The sequence below is a fragment of the Streptomyces sp. NPDC088812 genome (assembly GCF_044750285.1).
In the GTDB taxonomy this organism is placed as follows: Bacteria; Actinomycetota; Actinomycetes; order Streptomycetales; family Streptomycetaceae; genus Streptomyces.
In genome coordinates this window covers 69,043-89,008 of record NZ_JBIVJP010000031.1, presented here as the reverse complement: position 1 = coordinate 89,008, position 19,966 = coordinate 69,043, and the positions used below count along the sequence as shown (strand labels likewise).

The following is a 19,966-nucleotide window of genomic DNA, read 5'->3' as shown; positions in this document are numbered from 1 at the left end:
ATTGTCATGGACGGGATGTCCGCGCCGGACGTATCGTGCGTCGGCTGTGCCATCTCGCGCGCAGCGCTGCCGTGTTCGTCGCCCGTGGGGGGTCTCCTCGTCATGTCCGCGTCCCGCGCATCGCATCCGCCGCCACCGCTGCCCGGGTCCCCGCCCGTGCCGTCGCGGGGGTTCCTCATCGCCACGCTCACGGGACTCGCGCTCGTGGCGCTCTGCGATCTGTTCAGCATCTTCGCCGGCGTACGGTACCGGCTGACGGTCGACGGGGACGCCGGGTTCGTCACAGCTCCCCAGCGAGATCTCGACGCCGCCGCCTCGCTGTACGAGACGGCCACGCGCGCGCAGGTCATGGTGTTCCTGCCCTGCGCGATCGTCTTCGTCGTCTGGTTCTTCCGGATGCGTCGCGCGACCGGACCGCTGGCACCCGATCGCTTTCGCCACGGCCCTGGTTGGGCTGTCGGCGCCTGGTTCGTCCCGCTGGGGAATCTGTGGATGCCCTACCGTGTCGCCTTCGACATGTGGGGAGCCGCCACACTGCTGCCGTCCGGCGATGAGAGCCACCGGCCACGGATCTGGCCGCTCAACCTGTGGTGGGGACTGTTCGTCTTCTCGGTCCTGTTCAACAGGTTCACCGGAACCGAGTTCGAGGACGCCAGGACACTGCCGGAGATCCAGGACGGGCTGGTGCGGTACATCGCCTCCGACGCGCTGGACATCCTGGCCGCTGCCGCCGCCGCGTACTTCGCCGTCCAGCTCACCACCATGCAGCGGCACAAAGCGGAGCACGGACCGTTCGGGACGGCGACTGCCGAGCACACGCCGGCCGGGTCGGCGTAAGGATCGACTCCCTACGGGACGCGGCTCCGGACCGCCGGACGGCCGGGGTCTCCCGGTCATGGACGTGCGTCGTGCGGACGGGGTGCCTTCTCCCCGTGCACGGCCGTGTATTCGGCGGCGAGCCAGGGGCCCAGGTCGTCGATGAGCGTGCTGAGTACCGCCGGATCGGCCGAGGGGGCGCGGCCGATGGCGGCGGTGGTACGCATCCGGTCCGCGTGCTCGGGGTAGTAGCGGCCGAAGAGTTCGGCGGACTCGACGAGGTCGCTGGTCCAGCCACCCCAGCGCGGCATGACCAAAGTGAATCCGGTGCGCACGATGCGACGGGCGACCACGCGGCTGAGGGCCCTGCGGTCGGCGTCCGTGGCGGCTGCGGCGGCTCGGGCGCGCCAGCGCTTCAGCGCGAGGGCGAGGTCGCCGTTCGTCTCGCGGGCGAGCTCGGTCGTAGGGCGGTAGCGGGGAAGCCGTTCGGCGAGGTCGGGGCCGAGCAGCGGGGTGCACAGACAGGCGATGAAGAACCCGGCATCGTGGCGTTCGAGGTCGCTGAGCAGAGCACGGGTACTGGTCAGCAGGATGCCGACGCCGTCGATCTGGGGGAACGCGCGGTCGAGCGCGACCTCGATCGCTGTGGCGTCGGCGCGGTCGGCTTCGGTGGGATCGCCGTGGAGGGCGAGCTGGAGGTCGAGGTCGGACACTCCGGGAACGGCGGTGCCGCGAGGAATGCTTCCGTAGATGTACGCGCTGTGCAGCCGCGCGCCGTCGAACGTGTCGGCGAGCCGAGTGCGGGCGGCTTCGACGACGGGGACGAACGCCGCCGGCACTCGGGCCAGTACGCCTTCACGTGCGATCGTTCCGTCATGGGCCAGTCCCCGTTCGCTCATGAGGTCACTGTGCCGTGTGCCGCCGTGTGCTGACGAGCCGATTTCCGAGGCGGTGGCGCAGCCGTCAGGGCCGGGAACACGTCGGCGGCAAGCAGGGTGCCGGCGTCTCCGTCGCGAGGAGGGGGGCCGCGAACCGACCGTCGTCTGCGGGCCCTTCGGCGGCGACGGTCCGACGGTGTCACCCGGGTCCGGGCCGGTTCTCGGGTCCGGGGAGGTCCCGGGAGGGCAGCCGCAGCATGGCCACGCCGACGGCGGCCACCCACAGCCAGAAGAGGAAGAACGGGGTGACGGAGGGCAGGGACAGCGGTGCCAGCCAACCGGAGCGGACGAGGGAGACCGCGCTTGAGGCGAGCGTCACGAGACCCGCCGCCAGAGCGGTCCACGCGGTCCACGCAGGCAGTTCCCGGCTGCGGTGGATCGCGACGGCTGCCGCGAGGAGCAGGAACGCGAACACCGAGAGCAGGCCGTAGAAGGTGTGCAGGCAGGCTTCCGTGAAGGCACGCAGCAGGGGCCAGGACACGGGTTCGTCGATGAACTGCGGAGTGCTCGTCACACTGAACATCGCGTTCACGACGAGCATGCCGGGCACGATGACGGTGGCGGAGGTCCGGATGACGAAGGACAGGAAGGAGTCGCGGGGAAGCCGGAGGGCCCGAGTGAGGGAGAAGGCGAACCAGATTCCCAGGAGGGCGCCGATGTTCGTGGAGAAGGTCTGGGCGGACGCTCCCGCCGAGTAGCGGTCGAACCAGGCCGCGTACTCCGCGTCGGAGTCGCCGCGGACCGGCCAGAACTTCCAGGAGTCCCGCGTGGTGAGCAGGACGGCCAGGGAGAGCAGGAGGTTCGCTATTCCGGCCCAGGCCCCTAACCGGATCTGCTGGGTTTCCGACACCGTCGACCGCCTTTCGCCCCTGCGGGGCCTGGCTGCTCCATGACTTCGTCACCGTGCGCCGTCGCCGTCCGCGACCGGGCCGAGCGCCCCGGTCCGCCGGACCCCGAACACCACCTTGGCCAGCATCCGCGGGCTACCGAGCGCGGTCGGCGACCTGACCATGTGCCAGACGCCCATGAACACGCGGAACGCCTCCGGGTCGGCGACCACCAGCCGGAGGAGCCGCCGCTTGTACCAGAGGGCCGGGCGCAGCCACAGCGGCAGCGCGCCGCGCTCGCGGTGGTGGTGCCAGGCCAGGTCCTCGCTGACGGACATCAGCCAGGGCGTCCGTACGATCGCCGCGACCCGGCGCTGGGCCCGCCGCGCGACCGCGTCCAGGTCGTACGCCCTGGCCAGGGTCTCGCCCAGCGCTTCGGCCTGGAGCAGCGACACCGTCATGCCCTGCCCGAACACGGGATCGAAGGCCGCCACCGAGTCGCCGATCGCCACCAGCCGCCTCGGCCACCGCCGCATCCCGGCGTAGTCGGTGCGACGGTTCTCCGTGCGCTTGAACCCATGGACGCCGACGCCCGCCACGGGGGTCGCGGATGCGAGGAGTCCGTCGAGGTCCGCGTTGCCGAGGCTGCCGGCGAACTCCCGCCAGCCCGGTTCGTCGGTGGGCGGGTGGTCCCCGCCCGCACCGAACACGGTGACGATCCAACGACCGCCTTCCACGTGCACGGCGAAGGCGCCGCGCGGCCGGTCGGGAGCGCTGGTCATCTGCTGCAGAGCCTCGAAGTCCCGGCCGGGGGCGTCGAAGACCATGGTCGCGTACGCCAGCCCCGCGTCGACGACCCTTTCCGCCGGGCGCGGGTACCCCGCCTCCACCAGCCACCGGGGCAGTTTCGAGAACCGGCCCGAGGCGTCCACCACCAGAGCGGCGTCGAGGACCTCGCCTCCGGCCAGCCGCACGCCGACGACCCGCGTCGCGTCCCCGTTCCAGCACAGCCCCGTGACGGGGGACCGGTCGCGGACCCCGACCCGCGGCTGTGCCGTCACGCGTCGGCGCAGCGACCAGTCCAGCAGGTCCCGGGAGAAGGCATGGGCCCGCACCCCCGCCTCCGTGCGCGGCACGCGGCCGGCGAACACCGTGGTCGACGCGGACAGACCGTGGTCGAACAGCGGTGCCCCGGCTTCGACCAGTTCGGCCCGGAGGCCCGGGAACAGCCTCTCCAGTCGTCCGGCGCCCCGCGCCGGCATCCCGTGCACATGCCGTGCCTGCGGGACACCGGAGCGCGGACCCGCGTACGGCGGAAGCTCGCCCGCCTCCACCAGCACGACGCCCTCGAAGTGGTCGGCGAGCACCCGTGCGGCGGCCAGGCCCCCTATGCCCGCGCCGACCACCACTGCCTGGCCGGAGTACCGCCGGCACCCTCGGTCCGTCACGTGCGCACCCCTCCCGTCGCTGTATCCGACCGCTCCGCTCCCGCCGGCGGTGCGCCGGGCGGCCGGGAGGTCATGTGTCCGGTCTGCGCCGGACGCCATCCGCACGCCGGACGCCATCCGCACGCCGGGCGTCCTCCGTACACCGGGCATCCGTACACCGGGCATCCGTACGCCGGGCGTCCGCGGAGCCGGGTATGAGCTCCTCCAGGTCCCCGGGACCGGCGGGCGGGCAGGAGTACCGGCCGGTCGAGACGCCCCATTCGGCATGGCCGCGCATCCAGGCCCGCAGCAGGTCGGTGCACGCGGTCAACGCCTGCCGCCGCGTCCGGTCCAACTCCAGCGCCGCGCACAGGCCGGGCAGGTCTCGTTCGGCCCGGTGGAAGTCGTCGAGCCGGCCGTCGACGAGGTCCTGGGCCCGTGCGAGGGCTTCGCTCCGGGTGGAGCCGTGTGCCGACCGGAGCACGGTGACCAGGTTGAGCAGGTCTCCCGCGGCGGTCTCCTTCTCGACGGTGAGGATGTCGTTCGTCCAGCACACGACGTCGCCCGAGGCGGTCAGCAGGCGCTGGTAGGTCCGGCTGTAGTACACCGAGGGAGGTAGTTCGGCCCCTCCTGCGATCTCGATGAGGTCGAACGTCAGGAGGATCCCTCCCGCCGCCCGGCGCAGTGCCCCGTACTCGGTGAGGTCGCAGACGTGGCCGAGCCCTCGATAGGCCGCCTGCTGGAGGTTGCCGGCGAGGTATTCCATCAGGTGCCGGTGGAGGCGGCGGCCCAGTCTGCCGCCGGCCCGCGCCCGGGTGCGGGTCCACAGATCGGTCAGCGCCTCGCCGATCGGCCCGGCGCCCGCCTCGCCGTCCGGCTCGACGCCCCTCTCGCGGACGCCGGTGGACACCACGTCGGCGACGCGCGCGAGGAAACCCTCGAACCCTTCCGGATCCAAGGCGGTCCGGCGGTCGTCGTTCTGGTCGTCGAGGAAGTCCAGCCAGGCGATCCAGTCCGTGGTGAGCAGCAGGTCCTCGACCGCCGCGGTCGGGTAGACGCGCGCCGCGAAATCGCCTGTGCGCATCGACGCGAGCCGGCGTTCGGCGGCTTCGGACCGCACCAGCCCGTGGCTGCGGGCCCATGCCGCGACGTGCTCGTTCGCCTGCTCGGCGGCCGGGGAGACAGGGGTCTTCCGGAGCGCCCAGATCCGGTCGGGCACGGAGCGGTGCATCCGCTCGACGGTGCGGACGCGGTCGGTCCCGACCTCCTCGCCGGAAGCGGTCGGGGCGGTCCGGGCACGGCGGATGGTGTGGTCGGTGCTCGGCTCCATGGCAGACCCCCTCGGACTGTCTCCCCTACTCACATCCGGAAGTCGCAGGGCGCCCTCGTAGCCCCCCTACGGCTGACGGATCCCCGCTCTGCACGCTCGGTGGCCGGAACACTCGTGGTGCTCGCCGGTCGCCCCGCTCACGGAGTGGCACACGGCCTCTCCCCGGGCCGTGTGGCGTACACCCCCTGAGTCGTCCCCCCAGATCCGCCGGGCACACTGACGGAGTCGGGGCGCACCGACGCATCCGGCGGGGCGCGCAGGCGTGTTCGGACGGCTGACACGCCGCCAGACGGAACCGGCCCGCTCGGCGGGTGGCCGGTGCCCGCCGTACCCTGCCGCCGGTTCCGGTGACGAGGGGGACGCGGGCACGGCGTCCTCACCCTCCGGTGGTCTCCCCGGCCACACGTACGGCGCGCGACTCTGCGACGATCGTCTCGAGGCGGCCACCGATCACACGGGGCCGACCGACGAGAGGACATCTCATGACGCTCACGACGAGCAGGCCCACCGTGGCCATCCTGGGCACCGGCGGCATCGGGGGCCTGCTGACCGCCCTACTGACCCGATCCGGCCACCGTGTCGTCTGCCTGGCCCGCGACACCACGGCGCGCACCCTGCGCAGCGGTGGGGTCGAGGTCCGCAGCCGCCGGTTCGGCGACTTCACGGTCGCCGTGGAGGCGGACACCGCACTGCGCGAGCCGGTCGGCGCCTGCCTGATCGCCGTCAAGCACACCACTCTGGACGCCGCGCTCACCCGCGTCCCGCCCGCGATCCTCGGCGACGGCCTCGTGGTACCGCTCCTGAACGGCATCGAACACCCCGCGACCCTGCGTGCCCGCTACCGGCCCGACCGTGTGGCCCCCGGAGTGATCCGTGCGGAGTCCGCCCGTACCGGCCCCGCCGGAACGGGCCCCGTCGTGATCGAGCACGGCAGCCCGTTCGTCGAGGTCGACCTGGCCGTCGGCACGGCCCCGCGCCCTCGCCTCGAAGCCCTCGCCGCCGTCCTGTCCGACGCGGGGGTGACCGCACGTGTGGTGGAGGACGAGACCAGCGCCCTGTGGACGAAGATGGCCTTCCTCGCCCCGTTCGCCCTGCTCACCACCCGGTACGGGCTCCCGCTCGGCGAGGCCCGTACCCGTCACCGCGAGGAGCTGGAACGACTGGTCGCCGAGACGGTCGCGGTGAGCCGCGCCTGCGGTGCCCCCGCCGACCCCGCACAGGCCCTGGCGCGGTACGACGCCTTCCCGCCCGAAGCGAAGTCCTCCATGCAGCGCGACGCGGAGGCGGGCCGTCCGCTGGAACTCGACGCCATCGGCGGTGCGTTGCTGCGCGCCGCCGACCGCCACGACGTGCCGGTACCGGTGACCGCCCGCCTGGTGGGGGAGATACGCGCGGCCGGCCACTAGGCCCGGTGTGACTGCACAGCTGACCGGCACACGGCCGACGGACCGCTGGAGCCGGGGCCTCCTACCGTCGCCACGGCCGCGGTCGAGGCGCACGCGGCCGTCGCGGTGGTCCGCCCCGGCGGCCGGGCCGCCGGGGCGGACCACCCGGACCGGCGCCCTCCTCACGCTCCGGTCACGTGCCCCGGGCCGCCCGGCCGGCGCTCGGACAGGGTCGGTGAACCCTCACACCGCCTCCACCGGGTGCCGCACGACGGCGTCGAACAGATATCCCTGGGTGTTGTGGACGGTCGTGTCGGGCTGGGTGCGCCCCGTGCTGTCGGTCGCCCGCGCCAGCAGGGTGTACGCCCCGGGCGTCGGCGGGGTCCAGTCGGTGGACCAGCGGACCCAGCCCGCCCGGCGCGGGGCGTCGTGGAGACGGGCCCGGCTCCAGGTGGTGCCGCCGTCGGTGCTGACGTCGACGCGGACGACACCGCCCGCGCCGGACCAGGAGCGGCCGGTCAGCCGGTGTTCGGCGGCGGCGGCGAGGGGCGCGTTCCAGGCCAGCTCCCAGGCGCTCTTGAGGGTCTGCCGGGTCAGCGGGGCGCTGCCGCCCTCGGGGTGGGAGGTGCCGAACAAGCGGTAGAAGTCGGTGTTCCAGGGCGAGTAGAGCGGCTGGGCCGCCACCTCGATGTCCCCGACCCACTTGATCGACGCGATGCCGATCCAGTTCGGCACGAGGACGCGGACGGGGTGTCCGTGGTCGTACGGCAACGGCTCGCCGTTCATCTCGTAGGCGAGGAGGACGTCGTCGAGGGCCTTGGACAGCGGCAGTGGGCGTCGGACGCGGCCCAGGTCGGTGCCGTCGGCGGTGACGTAGTCGGCGTCCAGGCCGCGTGGGAGGACGTCGACGGCGTGGTGGCCCAGGCCTGCGTGCCGCAGGACGTCGGCCAGTCGTGCGCCGCGCCACCGGGCCGTGCCGATCGCGCCCAGCGTCCAGGCGGTGCCGCTGACGCTCTGGCCCTGCTGGCTGGTGAAGAAGCTGCGGCCGTTGCCCGCGCACTCCACGAACGCGGTGCGGGTGACGGCGGGCAGGCTCTTCAGGTCGTCGAGGGAGAACACGACGGGGGTGGTGCCGGTGAGGCCGTCGCCGTGGACGGTGAGGGTCCACTCGGCGGCGTCGAGGACCGGGGTGGAGGTGTGGTTGCGGACGAAGAAGCGGTCGTTGGGGGTGTGGTAGCCGGTGTCGGCGAGGGAGGCGAACTTCGTCTCGGCGTTGGTGCCGCGGACCGTGAACCGGTCGTCCGGGAGGGCTTTGACGATGCCGGGCGCCGTGGCCGCCGTCGCGGGGGCGGCGAGCGCGGGGGCGGCGGCGGTGGCGAGTCCGGCGGCGGCGAGGAGCCGGAGCATGTCGCGACGGGAGACGCCGTCGGCGCGGGCCTCGCCGGCCAGCCACTGGCGGAGTCTGCGGCGGTCGTAGGCGGATTCGGAGACGGACGCGGGCATGGGTCTGCCTTTCGGGAGGCGCGAGGTGGCCGGGGTACGCCTGCGTCGGACCGGGCCACCGCGTCAGGGCGTCGAGGGCGTCAGGGCCTCACGGCGTCAGGAGACGGAGCCGTGTCCGGGGTCGGGGCAGGCGGAGGAGGATGCGGAGGATCAACAACAGCGCGACGCGGGCACGCGGTACCGCGACAGGGTGGGGCGGCGTCGGCTGGGGATCATCGGGCCATCGTAGGAGGGGCGGGGCCGTCTCGGCAGGTGTTCGCGCGACTTGGCCGCCGGGCGGAGGCACGGCGGGAGTGGGAGCCGTACTTCCGCGGGATGGGGCGGCCGACCGCGAGGCCGCCCTCTGCTCGTGGGTGAGACGACTGCCGTGGACCGGTCCGCGGTTCGGCTCATGTCACCGGCCGGCGTCGTCCGTCCACGCCAGGATCTCCGCGGCGCCCCGGCGGACGGCTTCCTCCGGCTCCCGGGCGAGCTGCGCGCAGACCGTGGCGAGGTCCGGCACGCCGTCCGGTCCCGCGAGCGCGTCCTGCACGCCGGTCCGCATCCAGTCGGCCTGGTTGTCGTCGGCCGCGGCGACCGCGAGGGCGACGATCCTCATGGCGGGCGCTGTCCCCACCCGGGCCAGGGCCCGTGCCGTGTGCCGGGTCACCGCCGTGTCCTCGGCGTCCAGCAGCAGCCTCGCCAGCGCTTGCGCCGCCTCGGGAACATCGGCGGAGGCAGCGAGGTCGCGTCCTGCCCGCGCACGTCGCGACCACGAGGGGGACACGGCCTCGGCCAGGGCCGCCCGCACCCCGCTCACCGAGCCGTACATCGGGGGGACACCCTGCTCACGGCCGCGCGACACGCCTCAGTCACCGTCATCGTCACCGCCGCCGGTCCGGTTCTTCCCGGAGGCGCGCAGCAGTTCCCCCGCGGCGAGCGTCCCGGTCGCCACGACGCGGGCCCAGCGGGGCCCGCCCCGCGCCGCCCACACCACACACGCGCACCCGCCGACCACGAGCGACAGGACGCCGAGCGACAGCACGACAACCATGTTCCCCACCCCTCGGGATACGTTCCGCCCGATCGTCTCAGGAGGGGAACCGATGCCTCCCACGGGGTGCCCCGCGAACGCCCACCCGGGCAGCGCGCCGTACGGGCCACCGAGGGGACGGGACGGTTCGACGCCACCGCGCCCTCGGGCGGTTGCCCGGGGGTTGTGGTGCCCACTGGAGTGGATCTGCACGGCCACGGCACCGTCCCGGACGACGGGCGGGACACGGACCGCTGGAACGGTCCGATCCGCGTGCACCGGTGCGGACGTCACCGCGCGAACTTCTCCCTGGCCGCCGGGGTGACAGGGGTGAAGAAGTTGACGAGGTTGCCGTCGGGGTCGCGGAACAGCAGGGACCGGTTGCCCCAGGGCATCGTGGTGGGCTCGGTGACGAAGTCGGTGACGAAGGCGGACAGGTTCCGGTGAACGCGGTCCACGTCGTCGACGAGGAACTCGGTGATCACGCTGTGGTTGGCCGCCGCGCGTGCGGAGCCCGGGGCGAACAGCGGGACGGTGCGGGTGCCGGCGATGGCGAGGGTGGCGTGGGGGGTCCTGAGTTCGGCGAAGTCCTCGGTGGCCCACACCGCCCGCACCTGCGTGGCCCGCTCGTAGAACGCGACGAGGCGCGCGACGTCACCGGTGATGATGCGGATCGAGACGAAGTCCATGGTGATCTCCTTGACCGCTGGAGCTGCTGGAGCTGCTGGAGCTGTTGGTGCTGCGCAGGCTAGGAGAAATAGCGGACAGAACCCGTCCTGTATCGCGTTAGCCTGTGACCATGCCTCGTTCCACCGGCCGCGTGCTGACACTGCTGGAGCTGCTGCAGTCGGGCGGCACCCGGACGGTGGCCGAACTGGCCGAGCGGCTCGGCGTCGACGGGCGCACGGTGCGGCGGTACGTGAACCAACTGATCGACCTGGATGTGCCCGTGGAGTCGGTGCGAGGCCGCTACGGCGGGTACCGACTCGCTTCCGGGTGGCGCCTGCCTCCGCTCATGCTCAGCGACGACGAGGCGCTGGTCGTGCTGCTCGGCTTGATCGCCGGCCGCCGTACGGGGCTGATGACGGCGGGGCACACGGCGAGTGAGACGGCAACGGCCAAGATCCGGCGGGTGCTGCCCCGGCATGTCGCCCGCCGGCTCGACACGCTCCTGGAGTCTCTCGCCTTCACGGACCGGCCCGGTGAGTTCGCCGCCCCGGACGCCGGCATCCTGCTCACCCTCGCCGATGCGGTGCGCCACCGCCGGCCGGTCTCGATGAGATACACCGGCGGCGACGGCCGACGCAGCGAACGCACACTGCACGCGTACGGGATCGTCGCCCACTCGGGCCGTTGGTACGTCACGGGCAAGGACGCCCGCAGCGACCAGGACCGGACCTTCCGACTCGACCGCGTCTCGGACGCCCGGACCCTGCCCGGCTCGTTCGAGCCGCCCGACGGTACCGATCCGGCACAGCGCGTGTTGTCCGGGTTCGCCACGGCCGAGTACCGGCACGAGGTGACCTTGCGGATCCATGGGACGGTCGAGCAGATCCGCGCCCGCCTTCCCGCCGGCGTCGCGAGCCTGGAGGAACTAGCGCCCGTGGCGGACGAGGACCGGGGGACCGAGCGCTGGCTGCGCGTCCGGCTCCGGGCGGAGCGGCTCGACTGGTTGCCTCCGGTACTGGCCTCGCTCGACCGGCCGTTCGTCATCGAGGGCCCCGATGAACTGCGCGCCCTCGTCGTCGCGTTCGCGGATCGCCTCGCGTCCCACGCCCGCCGGGCGTGACCGCGAGCGGCGTCCCGGGCATCGGGCTGCCCCTCCCCCCGGACCGGGCCCCGGTGCCGGCCCGGAGAGGGCCGGCCACGCCACGACCGGCCGGCGCACGCAAGGGCGCCGGGGACGCCACCGAGCCGGGGCCGCCGCGCGGACCGTGCCGAGTGGAACGCCCCCCGAGCCCGGCCGGCCGAATGCCCCGACGGCTGGAACGGACGGCATCCGGTCGGCCGGGGCCGGCCGGGCTCCGGGCACCACCTCGATCAAGCGGCACCGCGTCCCGCCGCGTCCCGCCCGGCCGTGTCACTCCCCGCGGCTCCGGACCACTCCGTGCGGTCGCGTGCACGCCGAGGAAGTGGTGCGGTGTGCGCCGCTACGCGAAAGCCACCACATCCCCGGCCGTGATCTGGGGAGGGTTGGGGAGCAGGGACGCGAGGTTGCCGCGCACGAAGTCCGCCGCTTTCGAGACCGATTCCTCGGCGCCGGACCGGTCCTGGAAGACGCTGGTCGAGACCATGACTCCGTCTCCGGCATCGACCCAGTAGTAGGCCACGAAACCGTCGATCTGGCGCACGATCGGCACGAATCCCTCGTTCACCAGGCGCCCCGCCTCGGCTGGATCGGTCACCCCTTCATACCTGCGGACTGCTGCGTACACGGCTGGTCTCCTCACACGTTCCGGGTCCGTCCTTCACAGGGACGCCATACCCCCTGCGACAGCCGGCGCTCGCGAGGCGTCCGACAATCATCACCACAGGCCGCCCATGTGATCCGAACGGCGCTGCGCCCGTCCCGGGCGTCCTGCAGGTCGGCGTCGTGGCGGAAGCGGCAGGCCTTCTCACGGCCCGCTCAGCGGGACGCCCCTGCGGGCCACAGGATGCGCACCGCGGTCGCCTGCCGCCGGGCGTGGGCGACGACGTCGGCGGTGCCGCCGTACCCCCGGGCGGGCCGTCCGTCCCACACGGCGAGGAGTTCGTCGACCAGGTCCACGAGGATTTCGCTGCCGGCCATGTAGGCCTGGGGGTCGGAGGCGGTCATGCCGGTCGTGTGGACGGCGGCGGCCTGCCCCACCAGCCGGTCGTAGGTGGGGTGGTGCCCGTCGGGAAGGCTGTCGCGGTACTCGGAGGCGGAGACGACGACCTCGATGCGTCCGCCGTGGTCGAGGACCGCTTCGGCGAACCAGGAGTCGGGGCCGTCCGCGACGCACGAGACGCCGACCAGCTCGGCCGGGGCGTACTCCGCCACGGCCACGGCCAGCAGCGCCCGCACGCGCTCGGCGACGTCCTCGCCCAGGCCGCGGTGCCCGGTGATCCCCACCCGCATTCCCCTCACCCCTTCTCACGCATTCCCCTCACCCCTTCTCACGGACGGACGCCGTGCGGGCACTCGTCGGGTCCCGCACCGCCTTCGGCGGTCACGACAGTGCCAGGGAGCGTCGCACGGCGCGACCCCTCTCGACGATCGGGAACCCGTAAGGCAACACCGCACGCACCCCCCGCATCGGCCGGTGACAACGCCGTTCCTCGTACCTGGACGGTTCCTCGGCGGCGACCGCGTACCAGTTGGCGCGGCGGCATCTGGCAGGATCGGCTCGTGGTGCGGCATTCGGTGACCTTGCGCAGAATCGAGCTCGCGGACTGGCGAGCCGTCCACTCCTGGGTTTCTCTCCCCCAGGTCTGCCGCTTCCAGCCCTGGGGGCCGAACACCGAAGAGGAGACGCGCGCGTTCGTGCTGACCGCGGTCGACGCCTGGGCGCGCTCGCCCCAGCAGAGGTTCGCTTATGCGGCGCTTCACGAGGGCGTCGTGGTCGGCATGGGTGAGCTCCACGTCCGGAGCCGAGGGCATCGGCAGGGCGAGATCGCCTATGCCGTGCATCCTCGGGTGTGGGGACAGGGCGTCGCCACGGCGATCGGGCAGGAACTGCTGGCGCGAGGGTTCACGGATCTCGGGCTGCACCGCATCCATGCCACCTGTGACCCGCGGAACCTCGGGTCGGCACGCGTGCTCGGCAAGCTCCGCATGACCTGGGAAGGACGTCAGCGTCACACCGCGCTGATCCGGGACGGCTGGCGAGACTCCGAGATGTTCAGCATCCTCGAGGACGAATGGCGCGAGAAGGCCTGAGCGGAGGCCCACGAGCAGCCGGGCGGCGGCCCGGACCGCCGGGGCGGAGACGAGGCGGTGGGCAGCCCGTTCCGTACCCTGGCGGCATGCGCATTCGCCCCACTCTGAGCTGGACCCCCACCGAGGACCTGCCGCCGGGCACCACGGATCCGGAGCCGGTCGCCGAGGCGCTGAGCACGGGCGGTGTGCTGGTGCTCAGCGGGGCGGGCATCTCCACGGAGTCGGGCATCCCCGACTACCGGGGCGAGGGCGGGAGCCTGAGCCGGCACACCCCGATGACCTACCAGGACTTCACGGCCGACGCGCAGGCCCGGCGCCGGTACTGGGCGCGCAGCCACCTCGGCTGGCGCACCTTCGGCCGTGCCCGCCCCAACGGCGGGCACCGGGCCGTGGCCGCGTTCGAGCGGCACGGCCTGCTCTCGGGCGTGATCACCCAGAATGTCGACGGCCTGCACCAGGCCGCCGGCAGCGAGGCCGTCGTGGAACTCCACGGAAGCCTGGCCCGGGTCGTCTGCCTGACCTGCGGCGCCTTCAGCCCTCGCCGCGAACTCGCCCGCCGACTGGAGGAGGCCAACGCGGGCTTCGAGCCGGTGGCCGCGGGAATCAACCCGGACGGTGACGCCGACCTCACCGACGAACAGGTCGGGGACTTCCGCGTGGTGCCCTGCACGGTCTGCGGCGGCATCCTCAAACCGGACGTGGTGTTCTTCGGCGAAGCCGTTCCGCCGCGGCGGGTCGAGCACTGCCGCACGCTGGTCCGTGAGGCGGCCTCGCTGCTGGTCCTGGGATCCTCCCTGACGGTGATGTCCGGGCTCCGCTTCGTCCGCCAGGCGGCTCAGGCGGGGAAGCCGGTGCTGATCGTCAACCGGGACCCGACCCGGGGCGACCGGCACGCCCTCGCCCGGGTCGCGCTCCCCCTGGGGGCAGCCCTCACCGCCGTGGCCGGCCGGCTGGGCATCCCCGTCGACGGCCGGGCGGCGACTCAGGAGGAGTGACGACGGCGCACGGCCGTAGGACGTCACGTCGGACCTGCCCACGTGACGAGGTTCGCCCGTGTCCCCGGATGCCGGCGCGGGACCGCCGCCCACGAGAAGCGGACCCGGCCCCTGACATGCATCAGACGCATGAATGACGCGGCTCTCAGGCATTGGACGCATGGGTGTCCGACGTCCGATGCTTGCCGTATCCCTTCTCACGGCGTTCCGACAGGAGTCATGTCATGCCGAAGCAACCGCGGCCCACGGACAGCGTGGTCGAGACGACCGCACGGGGCCGCGCCGTCCTGGCCGATCCCCGTCTGAACCGCGGCACCGCTTTCACGCGGGAGGAGCGGCGTGAGCTGGGCCTGGTGGGGCTGGTGCCGCCGCAGGTACTGACCTTGGACCAACAGGTGCGACGGGCCTTTCAGCAGTACGCGGCGCAGCCCACCGATCTGGCGAAGAACGTCTGTCTGACCGCGCTGCACGACCGTAACGAGGTGCTGTTCTACCGGCTGATCGGCGACCACCTGGCGGAGATGCTCCCGATCGTCTACACCCCCACCGTCGGCACGGCGATCGAGCGCTACAGCTACGAGTACCGCCGCCCGCGCGGCATCTACCTCTCCGTCGACGCCCCCGAGGACATCGAACGCTCCCTCCTCGCCGCAGGACGGGGCCCCGACGACGTGGACCTCATCGTCGCCACCGACGGTGAGGCCGTCCTCGGCATCGGCGACTGGGGCGTCGGCGGCATCGACATCGCCGTGGGCAAGCTGGCCGTCTACACCGCGGCCGCCGGCATCGACCCGCGCCGCACGCTCGCCGTGATGCTGGACGTCGGCACCGACCGCCCGGAGCTCCTGGACGATCCGCTCTACCTCGGCAGCCGCCACGAGCGCGTCGACCAGGCGACCTACGACTCCTTCGTCGACGCCTACGTCAGCACGGTCACCCGCCTGTTCCCCAAGGCACTGCTGCACTGGGAGGACCTCGGCCCCGCCAACGCCCGGCGCGTCCTGGACCGCTACCGGGAGAAGGCCTTCACCTTCAACGACGACATCCAGGGGACCGGCGCCGTCAACCTCGCCGCCGTGCTCTCCGGCGTACAGGCCACCGGCCTCCCGCTGACAGAGCATCGCATCGTCGTCTTCGGCGCCGGCAGCGCCGGCACCGGCATCGCCGACCAGCTCCGCGACGCCCTCGTCTCCGCCGGGCTGAGTCCCGAGCAGGCCACCGCCCGCATCTGGGCCGTCGACCGCCACGGCCTGCTCATGGAGGGCCAGCAGGGTCTGCGCGACGTCCAGCTGCGCTACGCCCGCCGCGCCGCCGAGGTCGACGGCTGGCGACGCGACGACCAGGTCGGCGGCATTGCGCTGGCCGAAGTCGTCGCACGGGTACGGCCGACCGTCCTGATCGGCACCTCCGGACAGGGCGGCGCGTTCACCGAGGACATCGTCCGCACCATGGCCGCGCACACCGACCGGCCGATCATCCTGCCCATGTCCAACCCCACCCGCCTGGCCGAGGCCGTTCCCGCCGACCTGCTCGCCTGGACGGCGGGCCGCGCGCTGATCGCCACCGGCAGCCCCTTCAGCCCGGTCGAGTTCGAGGGCGTCACCTACGGGATCGGACAGGCCAACAACGCGCTCGTCTTCCCCGGCCTGGGACTGGGCGCCTTCGTGGCCGGCGCCGACCGCGTCACCGACGCGATGCTCGTCGCCGCCGCCCACGCCGTCGCGGCGCAGACCGACGCCGCCGCCCCCGGGGCACCGCTCCTGCCCCTCATCGACCGGCTGCACGAGACGTCCATCGCGGTGGCCGTCGCCGTGGCGCGCGCCGCCGCGCAGGACGGCGTCGCCCACGCCGCCGTCGACGAGCACATCGAAGAACGGGTCCGCGCCGCCGTCTGGCAGCCGGCCTACCCACGGGTCAAAGCCGTCTGACGCCCGCCTCACCGCGTCGGCCGGTCCACGAACCGCGGGCTCTCGGTCACGACCTCCGCGCCCCGAGCTACGGGGTCTCCGTCACCTCCCCATCCCGAGCTACGGGGTCTCCGTCACCTCCCCATCCCGAGCCACGGGGTCTCCGTCACCCCCGCGTCCCCCAGCCGCGGGAGTCCGGGTCACCTCGGCCGCTCAGGCGAGGGCGCGCCCGCAGACTTGACTCGACCGCACCGACTCGCCCCGTCCCCCCGTCCGAACACCGCCACCGACTCGCCCCGTCCCCCCGTCCGAACACCGCCACCGACCCGCTCGGCAGCACGGCACAACCGGCCGGGCGTCCCCCGCCGTCTCGGGCCGGGGCCGGCCGTGATCCACACATCCCTCTCCCCCGGTCGCGTCACGGACGCGCGAAAGGACCCGCAGGCATGACTCGCACCGCTCGCCGGCGCACGACGCGCGCAGCCGGGCCGTCCTGGCCGCGCCGCGTCACCGGCATCGCGTCGGCACAGCTGCCCGTCGCCGCGATGGTGCGAGGTGCCGCCGGACTCGCCGTCCCCCTGCTGGCCGGGAGGTGGACGGAATCGGGGGCGCTGTCCGTGATCGCCGCGGTCGGCGCCCTGTGGGGCATCGGCCAGGACGGTGGTGACGCCTACCCTTCCCGGGTGCGGCGACTGGCCTGGACCGGTGCGGCCGCCGCGCTGGGATGCCTGATCGGCGTACTGGCCCTGCGCAGCGGCCAGTCGGCCGCGGTCACGGTCTGCCTGACCGTGGCCGCCTTCGTCTCCGGCCTGATCAGCCTGCGGGGACGCGTCGTGTCGGTGGCCGGCATGCATCTCCTCCTGGGGGCGGTCATCGGCAGCGGTATCCCGGTTCCGGGCCCGTGGTGGCATCCGCCCGTCGCACTGCTGAGCGGCGCCGTCTGGGTCCTGGTCCTGTCCTGCGCGCCCTGGTTGTGGGCTCGCTACGACATCGAGCGCGCCACGGTGGGCGCCGTCTACCGCGTGGCGGCCGAGGCACTGGAACGGGCCGGTACGCCCGCGGCGGAAGACGCCCGCCGGCGTCTGACGGACGCGCTCGACGCCGCCCACCACGCGATGAGCCGCCATCTCACCCCCGGCACCCGGCCTTCGCGGCAGACGGAGCTCGGCCGGCTGGTGCGCGCGTTCCACGTCGCGGTGCTGTTGGGCGAAGCGGTGACGACGCTGCTGTGGGAGGCCCGGCCTCTGGAACCGGCGGTGACACGCGTGCCCCTGCTGCTGGCCGGCCGTCTGCTGCCGCAGCGGAAGGACCCCGCCGCCCCTCGGGAAGACCGGGAAGACCGCGAAGTCCGAGAAATCCGTGAAGTCCGGGAAATCCGTGAAGACCGGGAAGACCGCGAAGTCCGTGAAGCAGCCTCCGGCGAGACCGGCGGTCCCCTGTCGCAGCGGCCGGACTTCGCCCCGGACTCCCCCGGTCTGCGGGCGCTCGCCACCGTCCACGAGGCAGCCGGCCGTGACCGGATCGACGACGTGTCCCTGGAACCGCCGACCAGCCGCCGGTCCGGCCGGTCGGCCCACCTGCGTTACGCGGCTCTGCTGGCACTATGCGTGTTGATCACGCAGTGGTGCGCCACCGCGCTGGACGGTCCCCGCGGCTACTGGCTGCCCATGACGGTGGCCTTCGTCTACAAGCCGGACTTCGGGCCCCTGCTGCGCCGGGCACTGCACCGCTGCGCCGGCACGGTGGCCGGAGTCGCGGCCATCGGAGCGGTCGCGCTCCTCACCGACAGCACCGGTGCCTTCATCGCCGCGGTGGCCGTCTTCGGGGCGCTCATGGCCGTAGGGGTGCGCCACCATTACGCGATCGCGACGACGGGCCTCACCGCGGTCGTCTTCGTCCTCCTCGACCTGCTGGGCGACCACCGGCAGCTGTACTGGCCCCGCATCCTGGACACCGCCCTGGCCGCCGCGGTCGTCCTCTTCCTGCACTTCGCCGTATGGCCCGACTCCGCGGCCGCCCGCGCCGAGCAGCAGACCGAGGCCGCCCTGGCCGCCGCGCTGCGCTACCGGGATCTCGCCCCCGACGCCACACCGGCGCAACGGCACGCCCTGCGCCGCGCCGCCTACCAGCAGCTGGGCGAGGCCCGTCGCGCCGCCGACCACGCCCGCCGGGAGCCCTCCCGGCCCGGCCGCCCCCTGCCGGACTGGGAGCGGCGCATCGCCACCGCCGAGCACCTCTGCGACCTGGTCACCGCCCGCGCCCTGATGACCACAGCACCCTCCGGCATGCATCCGGCGCATGAATGACCCCGCTCCGATGCAGTGCGAGAATGCGCGTATGGATCTCGAGGTACTGCGCTGCTTCAAGGCCGTGTCCGAAGGCGCGACGGTCACCGACGTCGCGGCGGAGACCCGCATCACCCAGCCCGCCCTCTCCCGCGCGCTGAACCGTCTCGAGGACGAAGTCGGCGCGCAGCTGCTGCAGCGCGTCGGCCGTGTGCTGCGGCCCACCCCGGCAGGCCGGGTGTTCAAGGAGTACGTCGACGCCCTGCTGGACAGCTACGACCGCGGCCGACGGGCCGTGGCCGAGGTCGTCGACCCCGACGCCGGCGTGGTCTCGCTGGCCTTCCTGCACACTCTGGGTACCTGGCTGGTGCCCCAGCTGGTCACCGGTTTCCGGCAGACCCACCCCACCGTCCGTTTCGAACTCCACCAGGCCGACGAGAACGGACTCGCCCGGCACCTCCTCGACGCCACCGCGGATCTCATCATCACCAGCAAGGATCCGGGCCACCCGCTCATCACCTGGCACCGGCTCCTGGTCGAGCCCCTCTGGCTGGCCGTGCCCGCCCGCCACCGCCTCGCCCAGCGCCGACGGGTCCGCCTGGGCGAGGTGAACGACGAGCAGTTCATCGTGCTCAAACCCGGTTACGGCCTGCGCAGCATCACCGAGACCCTCTGTCTCCAAGCCGGATTCAGCCCGTTGGTCGGCTTCGAGGGCGAGGAGGTGGAAACCCTGCGCGGTCTGGTGGCAGCCGGTCTGGGCGTCTCCCTGATCCCGGCCCCACCGGACGCCCCCACCGCCCCGCACACCCACCCCAGCCTGCCCATCCGCTATCTGGAGCTCACCGACGTCCACGGCGCCCGGGACATCGGCGTCGCCCGCCTGGCCTCCCGCACCCTGCCCCCGGCCCCCGAACGGTTCCTCGTCCATGCGCTCCGGGAGACATCCGCCAGGCGCGAGGCAGCGGCGGCGGGTGCCGGGACGACAGGCGCATCCGACGCACTGTCAGCAGCGCCCTGGTGAAGAGCCGGGCGGCGCCGGCCGGAAGGCCGCTTGGTGTCCCGCACGGACAGGGCGACGGACCGGGACCCGGCGGGTGAAGCGGGCGCGCACAGGGTGGTGTGCGGGGACGACGGGCTCGCGCACCACCCGGCGGCCGAGGGTCCCCCTCGGATCGATCAGGAATCGAGAAGCGCGGTCGGAGGAGCCGGACCTAGCCTGATCGTCATGGACATCACCCTTCACACGAGCGTTCTCCCGCATGACGACCCGGACGCGTCCCTGGCCTTCTACCGCGACGTCCTCGGCTTCGAGGTCCGCAACGACGTCGGGCAGGGCACGATGCGCTGGATCACGGTCGGCCCCGTCGGCCGGCCCGACACGTCCCTCCTCCTGGCGCCGCCGGCCGCCGACCCCGGGATCACCGAGGACGAGCGCCGCACCATCGCCGAGATGATGGCCAAGGGCACCTACGGCTGGATCCTGCTGGCCACCCACGACCTCGACGGCACGTTCGAGAAGGTGCAGGCGCACGACGCCGAGGTCGTCCAGGAGCCGACCGAGCAGCCGTACGGCATCCGCGACTGCGCCTTCCGTGATCCGGCGGGCAACCTGGTCCGCATCCAGGAACTCCGCTGACCAG

At 73.1% G+C, this 19,966-nt stretch carries 19 protein-coding genes; 9 read left to right on the top strand and 10 right to left on the bottom strand.

Annotated features, from left to right (window positions below; all coding sequences use genetic code 11):
• Positions 1–6: 6 nt before the first annotated feature.
• Positions 7–837 (top strand): DUF4328 domain-containing protein, encoded by an 831-nt coding sequence (locus tag ACIP67_RS39130; RefSeq protein ID WP_401698440.1) that lies wholly within the window; start codon positions 7–9, stop codon positions 835–837.
• A 56-nt stretch (positions 838–893) separates the two neighbouring features.
• Here the strand turns inward: ACIP67_RS39130 and ACIP67_RS39125 are convergent, their stop codons facing one another.
• From ACIP67_RS39125 to ACIP67_RS39110, 4 genes are all read right to left on the bottom strand, one after another.
• Positions 894–1,715 (bottom strand): nucleotidyltransferase, encoded by an 822-nt coding sequence (locus tag ACIP67_RS39125; RefSeq protein WP_401698438.1) that lies wholly within the window; start codon positions 1,713–1,715, stop codon positions 894–896.
• Between the two features lie 178 nt (positions 1,716–1,893).
• Positions 1,894–2,604 carry a hypothetical protein gene (locus ACIP67_RS39120; RefSeq protein ID WP_401698437.1) on the bottom strand — a complete coding sequence of 237 codons (711 nt, stop codon included), beginning with the start codon at positions 2,602–2,604 and terminating at the stop codon, positions 1,894–1,896.
• 48 nt (positions 2,605–2,652) lie between these two features.
• Positions 2,653–4,029, bottom strand: a complete 1,377-nt coding sequence (locus tag ACIP67_RS39115) for an NAD(P)/FAD-dependent oxidoreductase (RefSeq protein ID WP_401698436.1) — start codon at positions 4,027–4,029, stop codon at positions 2,653–2,655.
• Positions 4,030–4,099: 70 nt separating this feature from the next.
• Positions 4,100–5,338, bottom strand: coding sequence for a hypothetical protein (locus ACIP67_RS39110; protein ID WP_401698434.1), 1,239 nt, complete (start codon positions 5,336–5,338; stop codon positions 4,100–4,102).
• 482 nt (positions 5,339–5,820) lie between these two features.
• Here ACIP67_RS39110 and ACIP67_RS39105 point away from each other — a divergent pair, with 482 nt between their 5' ends.
• Positions 5,821–6,744, top strand: a complete 924-nt coding sequence (locus ACIP67_RS39105) for a ketopantoate reductase family protein (RefSeq protein ID WP_401698433.1) — start codon at positions 5,821–5,823, stop codon at positions 6,742–6,744.
• A 222-nt stretch (positions 6,745–6,966) separates the two neighbouring features.
• Here ACIP67_RS39105 and ACIP67_RS39100 read toward each other — a convergent pair whose 3' ends face one another.
• From ACIP67_RS39100 to ACIP67_RS39085, 4 genes are all read right to left on the bottom strand, one after another.
• On the bottom strand, positions 6,967–8,226 hold the full coding sequence (locus ACIP67_RS39100; RefSeq protein ID WP_401698431.1) for a sulfite oxidase: 1,260 nt from the start codon (positions 8,224–8,226) through the stop codon (positions 6,967–6,969).
• A 394-nt stretch (positions 8,227–8,620) separates the two neighbouring features.
• Positions 8,621–9,037 carry a hypothetical protein gene (locus ACIP67_RS39095; RefSeq protein ID WP_401698429.1) on the bottom strand — a complete coding sequence of 139 codons (417 nt, stop codon included), beginning with the start codon at positions 9,035–9,037 and terminating at the stop codon, positions 8,621–8,623.
• Between the two features lie 36 nt (positions 9,038–9,073).
• Positions 9,074–9,259, bottom strand: coding sequence for a hypothetical protein (locus ACIP67_RS39090; protein WP_401698428.1), 186 nt, complete (start codon positions 9,257–9,259; stop codon positions 9,074–9,076).
• A gap of 269 nt (positions 9,260–9,528) precedes the next feature.
• On the bottom strand, positions 9,529–9,927 hold the full coding sequence (locus tag ACIP67_RS39085; protein ID WP_401698426.1) for a VOC family protein: 399 nt from the start codon (positions 9,925–9,927) through the stop codon (positions 9,529–9,531).
• 110 nt (positions 9,928–10,037) lie between these two features.
• On the opposite strand from ACIP67_RS39085, the gene ACIP67_RS39080 reads away from it, so the two are divergent.
• Positions 10,038–11,027: a helix-turn-helix transcriptional regulator gene (locus ACIP67_RS39080; protein WP_401698424.1), complete on the top strand. Its 990-nt coding sequence runs from the start codon at positions 10,038–10,040 to the stop codon at positions 11,025–11,027.
• 361 nt (positions 11,028–11,388) lie between these two features.
• Here ACIP67_RS39080 and ACIP67_RS39075 read toward each other — a convergent pair whose 3' ends face one another.
• Both ACIP67_RS39075 and ACIP67_RS39070 read right to left on the bottom strand, forming a co-directional pair.
• Positions 11,389–11,673 (bottom strand): hypothetical protein, encoded by a 285-nt coding sequence (locus ACIP67_RS39075; protein ID WP_401698423.1) that lies wholly within the window; start codon positions 11,671–11,673, stop codon positions 11,389–11,391.
• A 191-nt stretch (positions 11,674–11,864) separates the two neighbouring features.
• The gene (locus tag ACIP67_RS39070) at positions 11,865–12,338 is read right to left on the bottom strand and encodes a hypothetical protein (protein ID WP_401698422.1); all 474 of its coding nucleotides are present in this window, start codon (positions 12,336–12,338) and stop codon (positions 11,865–11,867) included.
• Positions 12,339–12,608: 270 nt separating this feature from the next.
• Here ACIP67_RS39070 and ACIP67_RS39065 point away from each other — a divergent pair, with 270 nt between their 5' ends.
• The 6 genes from ACIP67_RS39065 to ACIP67_RS39040 all read left to right on the top strand — a co-directional run bounded on the left by ACIP67_RS39065 (position 12,609) and on the right by ACIP67_RS39040 (position 19,962).
• On the top strand, positions 12,609–13,139 hold the full coding sequence (locus ACIP67_RS39065) for a GNAT family N-acetyltransferase (RefSeq protein ID WP_401698420.1): 531 nt from the start codon (positions 12,609–12,611) through the stop codon (positions 13,137–13,139).
• An 86-nt stretch (positions 13,140–13,225) separates the two neighbouring features.
• The gene (locus tag ACIP67_RS39060; protein WP_401698418.1) at positions 13,226–14,134 is read left to right on the top strand and encodes an NAD-dependent protein deacetylase; all 909 of its coding nucleotides are present in this window, start codon (positions 13,226–13,228) and stop codon (positions 14,132–14,134) included.
• Positions 14,135–14,358: 224 nt separating this feature from the next.
• Positions 14,359–16,062 (top strand): NAD-dependent malic enzyme, encoded by a 1,704-nt coding sequence (locus tag ACIP67_RS39055; RefSeq protein ID WP_401698417.1) that lies wholly within the window; start codon positions 14,359–14,361, stop codon positions 16,060–16,062.
• Positions 16,063–16,487: 425 nt separating this feature from the next.
• Positions 16,488–18,347: an FUSC family protein gene (locus tag ACIP67_RS39050; RefSeq protein WP_401698415.1), complete on the top strand. Its 1,860-nt coding sequence runs from the start codon at positions 16,488–16,490 to the stop codon at positions 18,345–18,347.
• Positions 18,348–18,378: 31 nt separating this feature from the next.
• Positions 18,379–19,347 carry a LysR family transcriptional regulator gene (locus ACIP67_RS39045; RefSeq protein ID WP_401698413.1) on the top strand — a complete coding sequence of 323 codons (969 nt, stop codon included), beginning with the start codon at positions 18,379–18,381 and terminating at the stop codon, positions 19,345–19,347.
• 204 nt (positions 19,348–19,551) lie between these two features.
• Entirely contained in the window at positions 19,552–19,962 is a 411-nt protein-coding gene (locus ACIP67_RS39040) for a VOC family protein (RefSeq protein WP_401698412.1), read from the top strand.
• Positions 19,963–19,966: the final 4 nt, after the last annotated feature.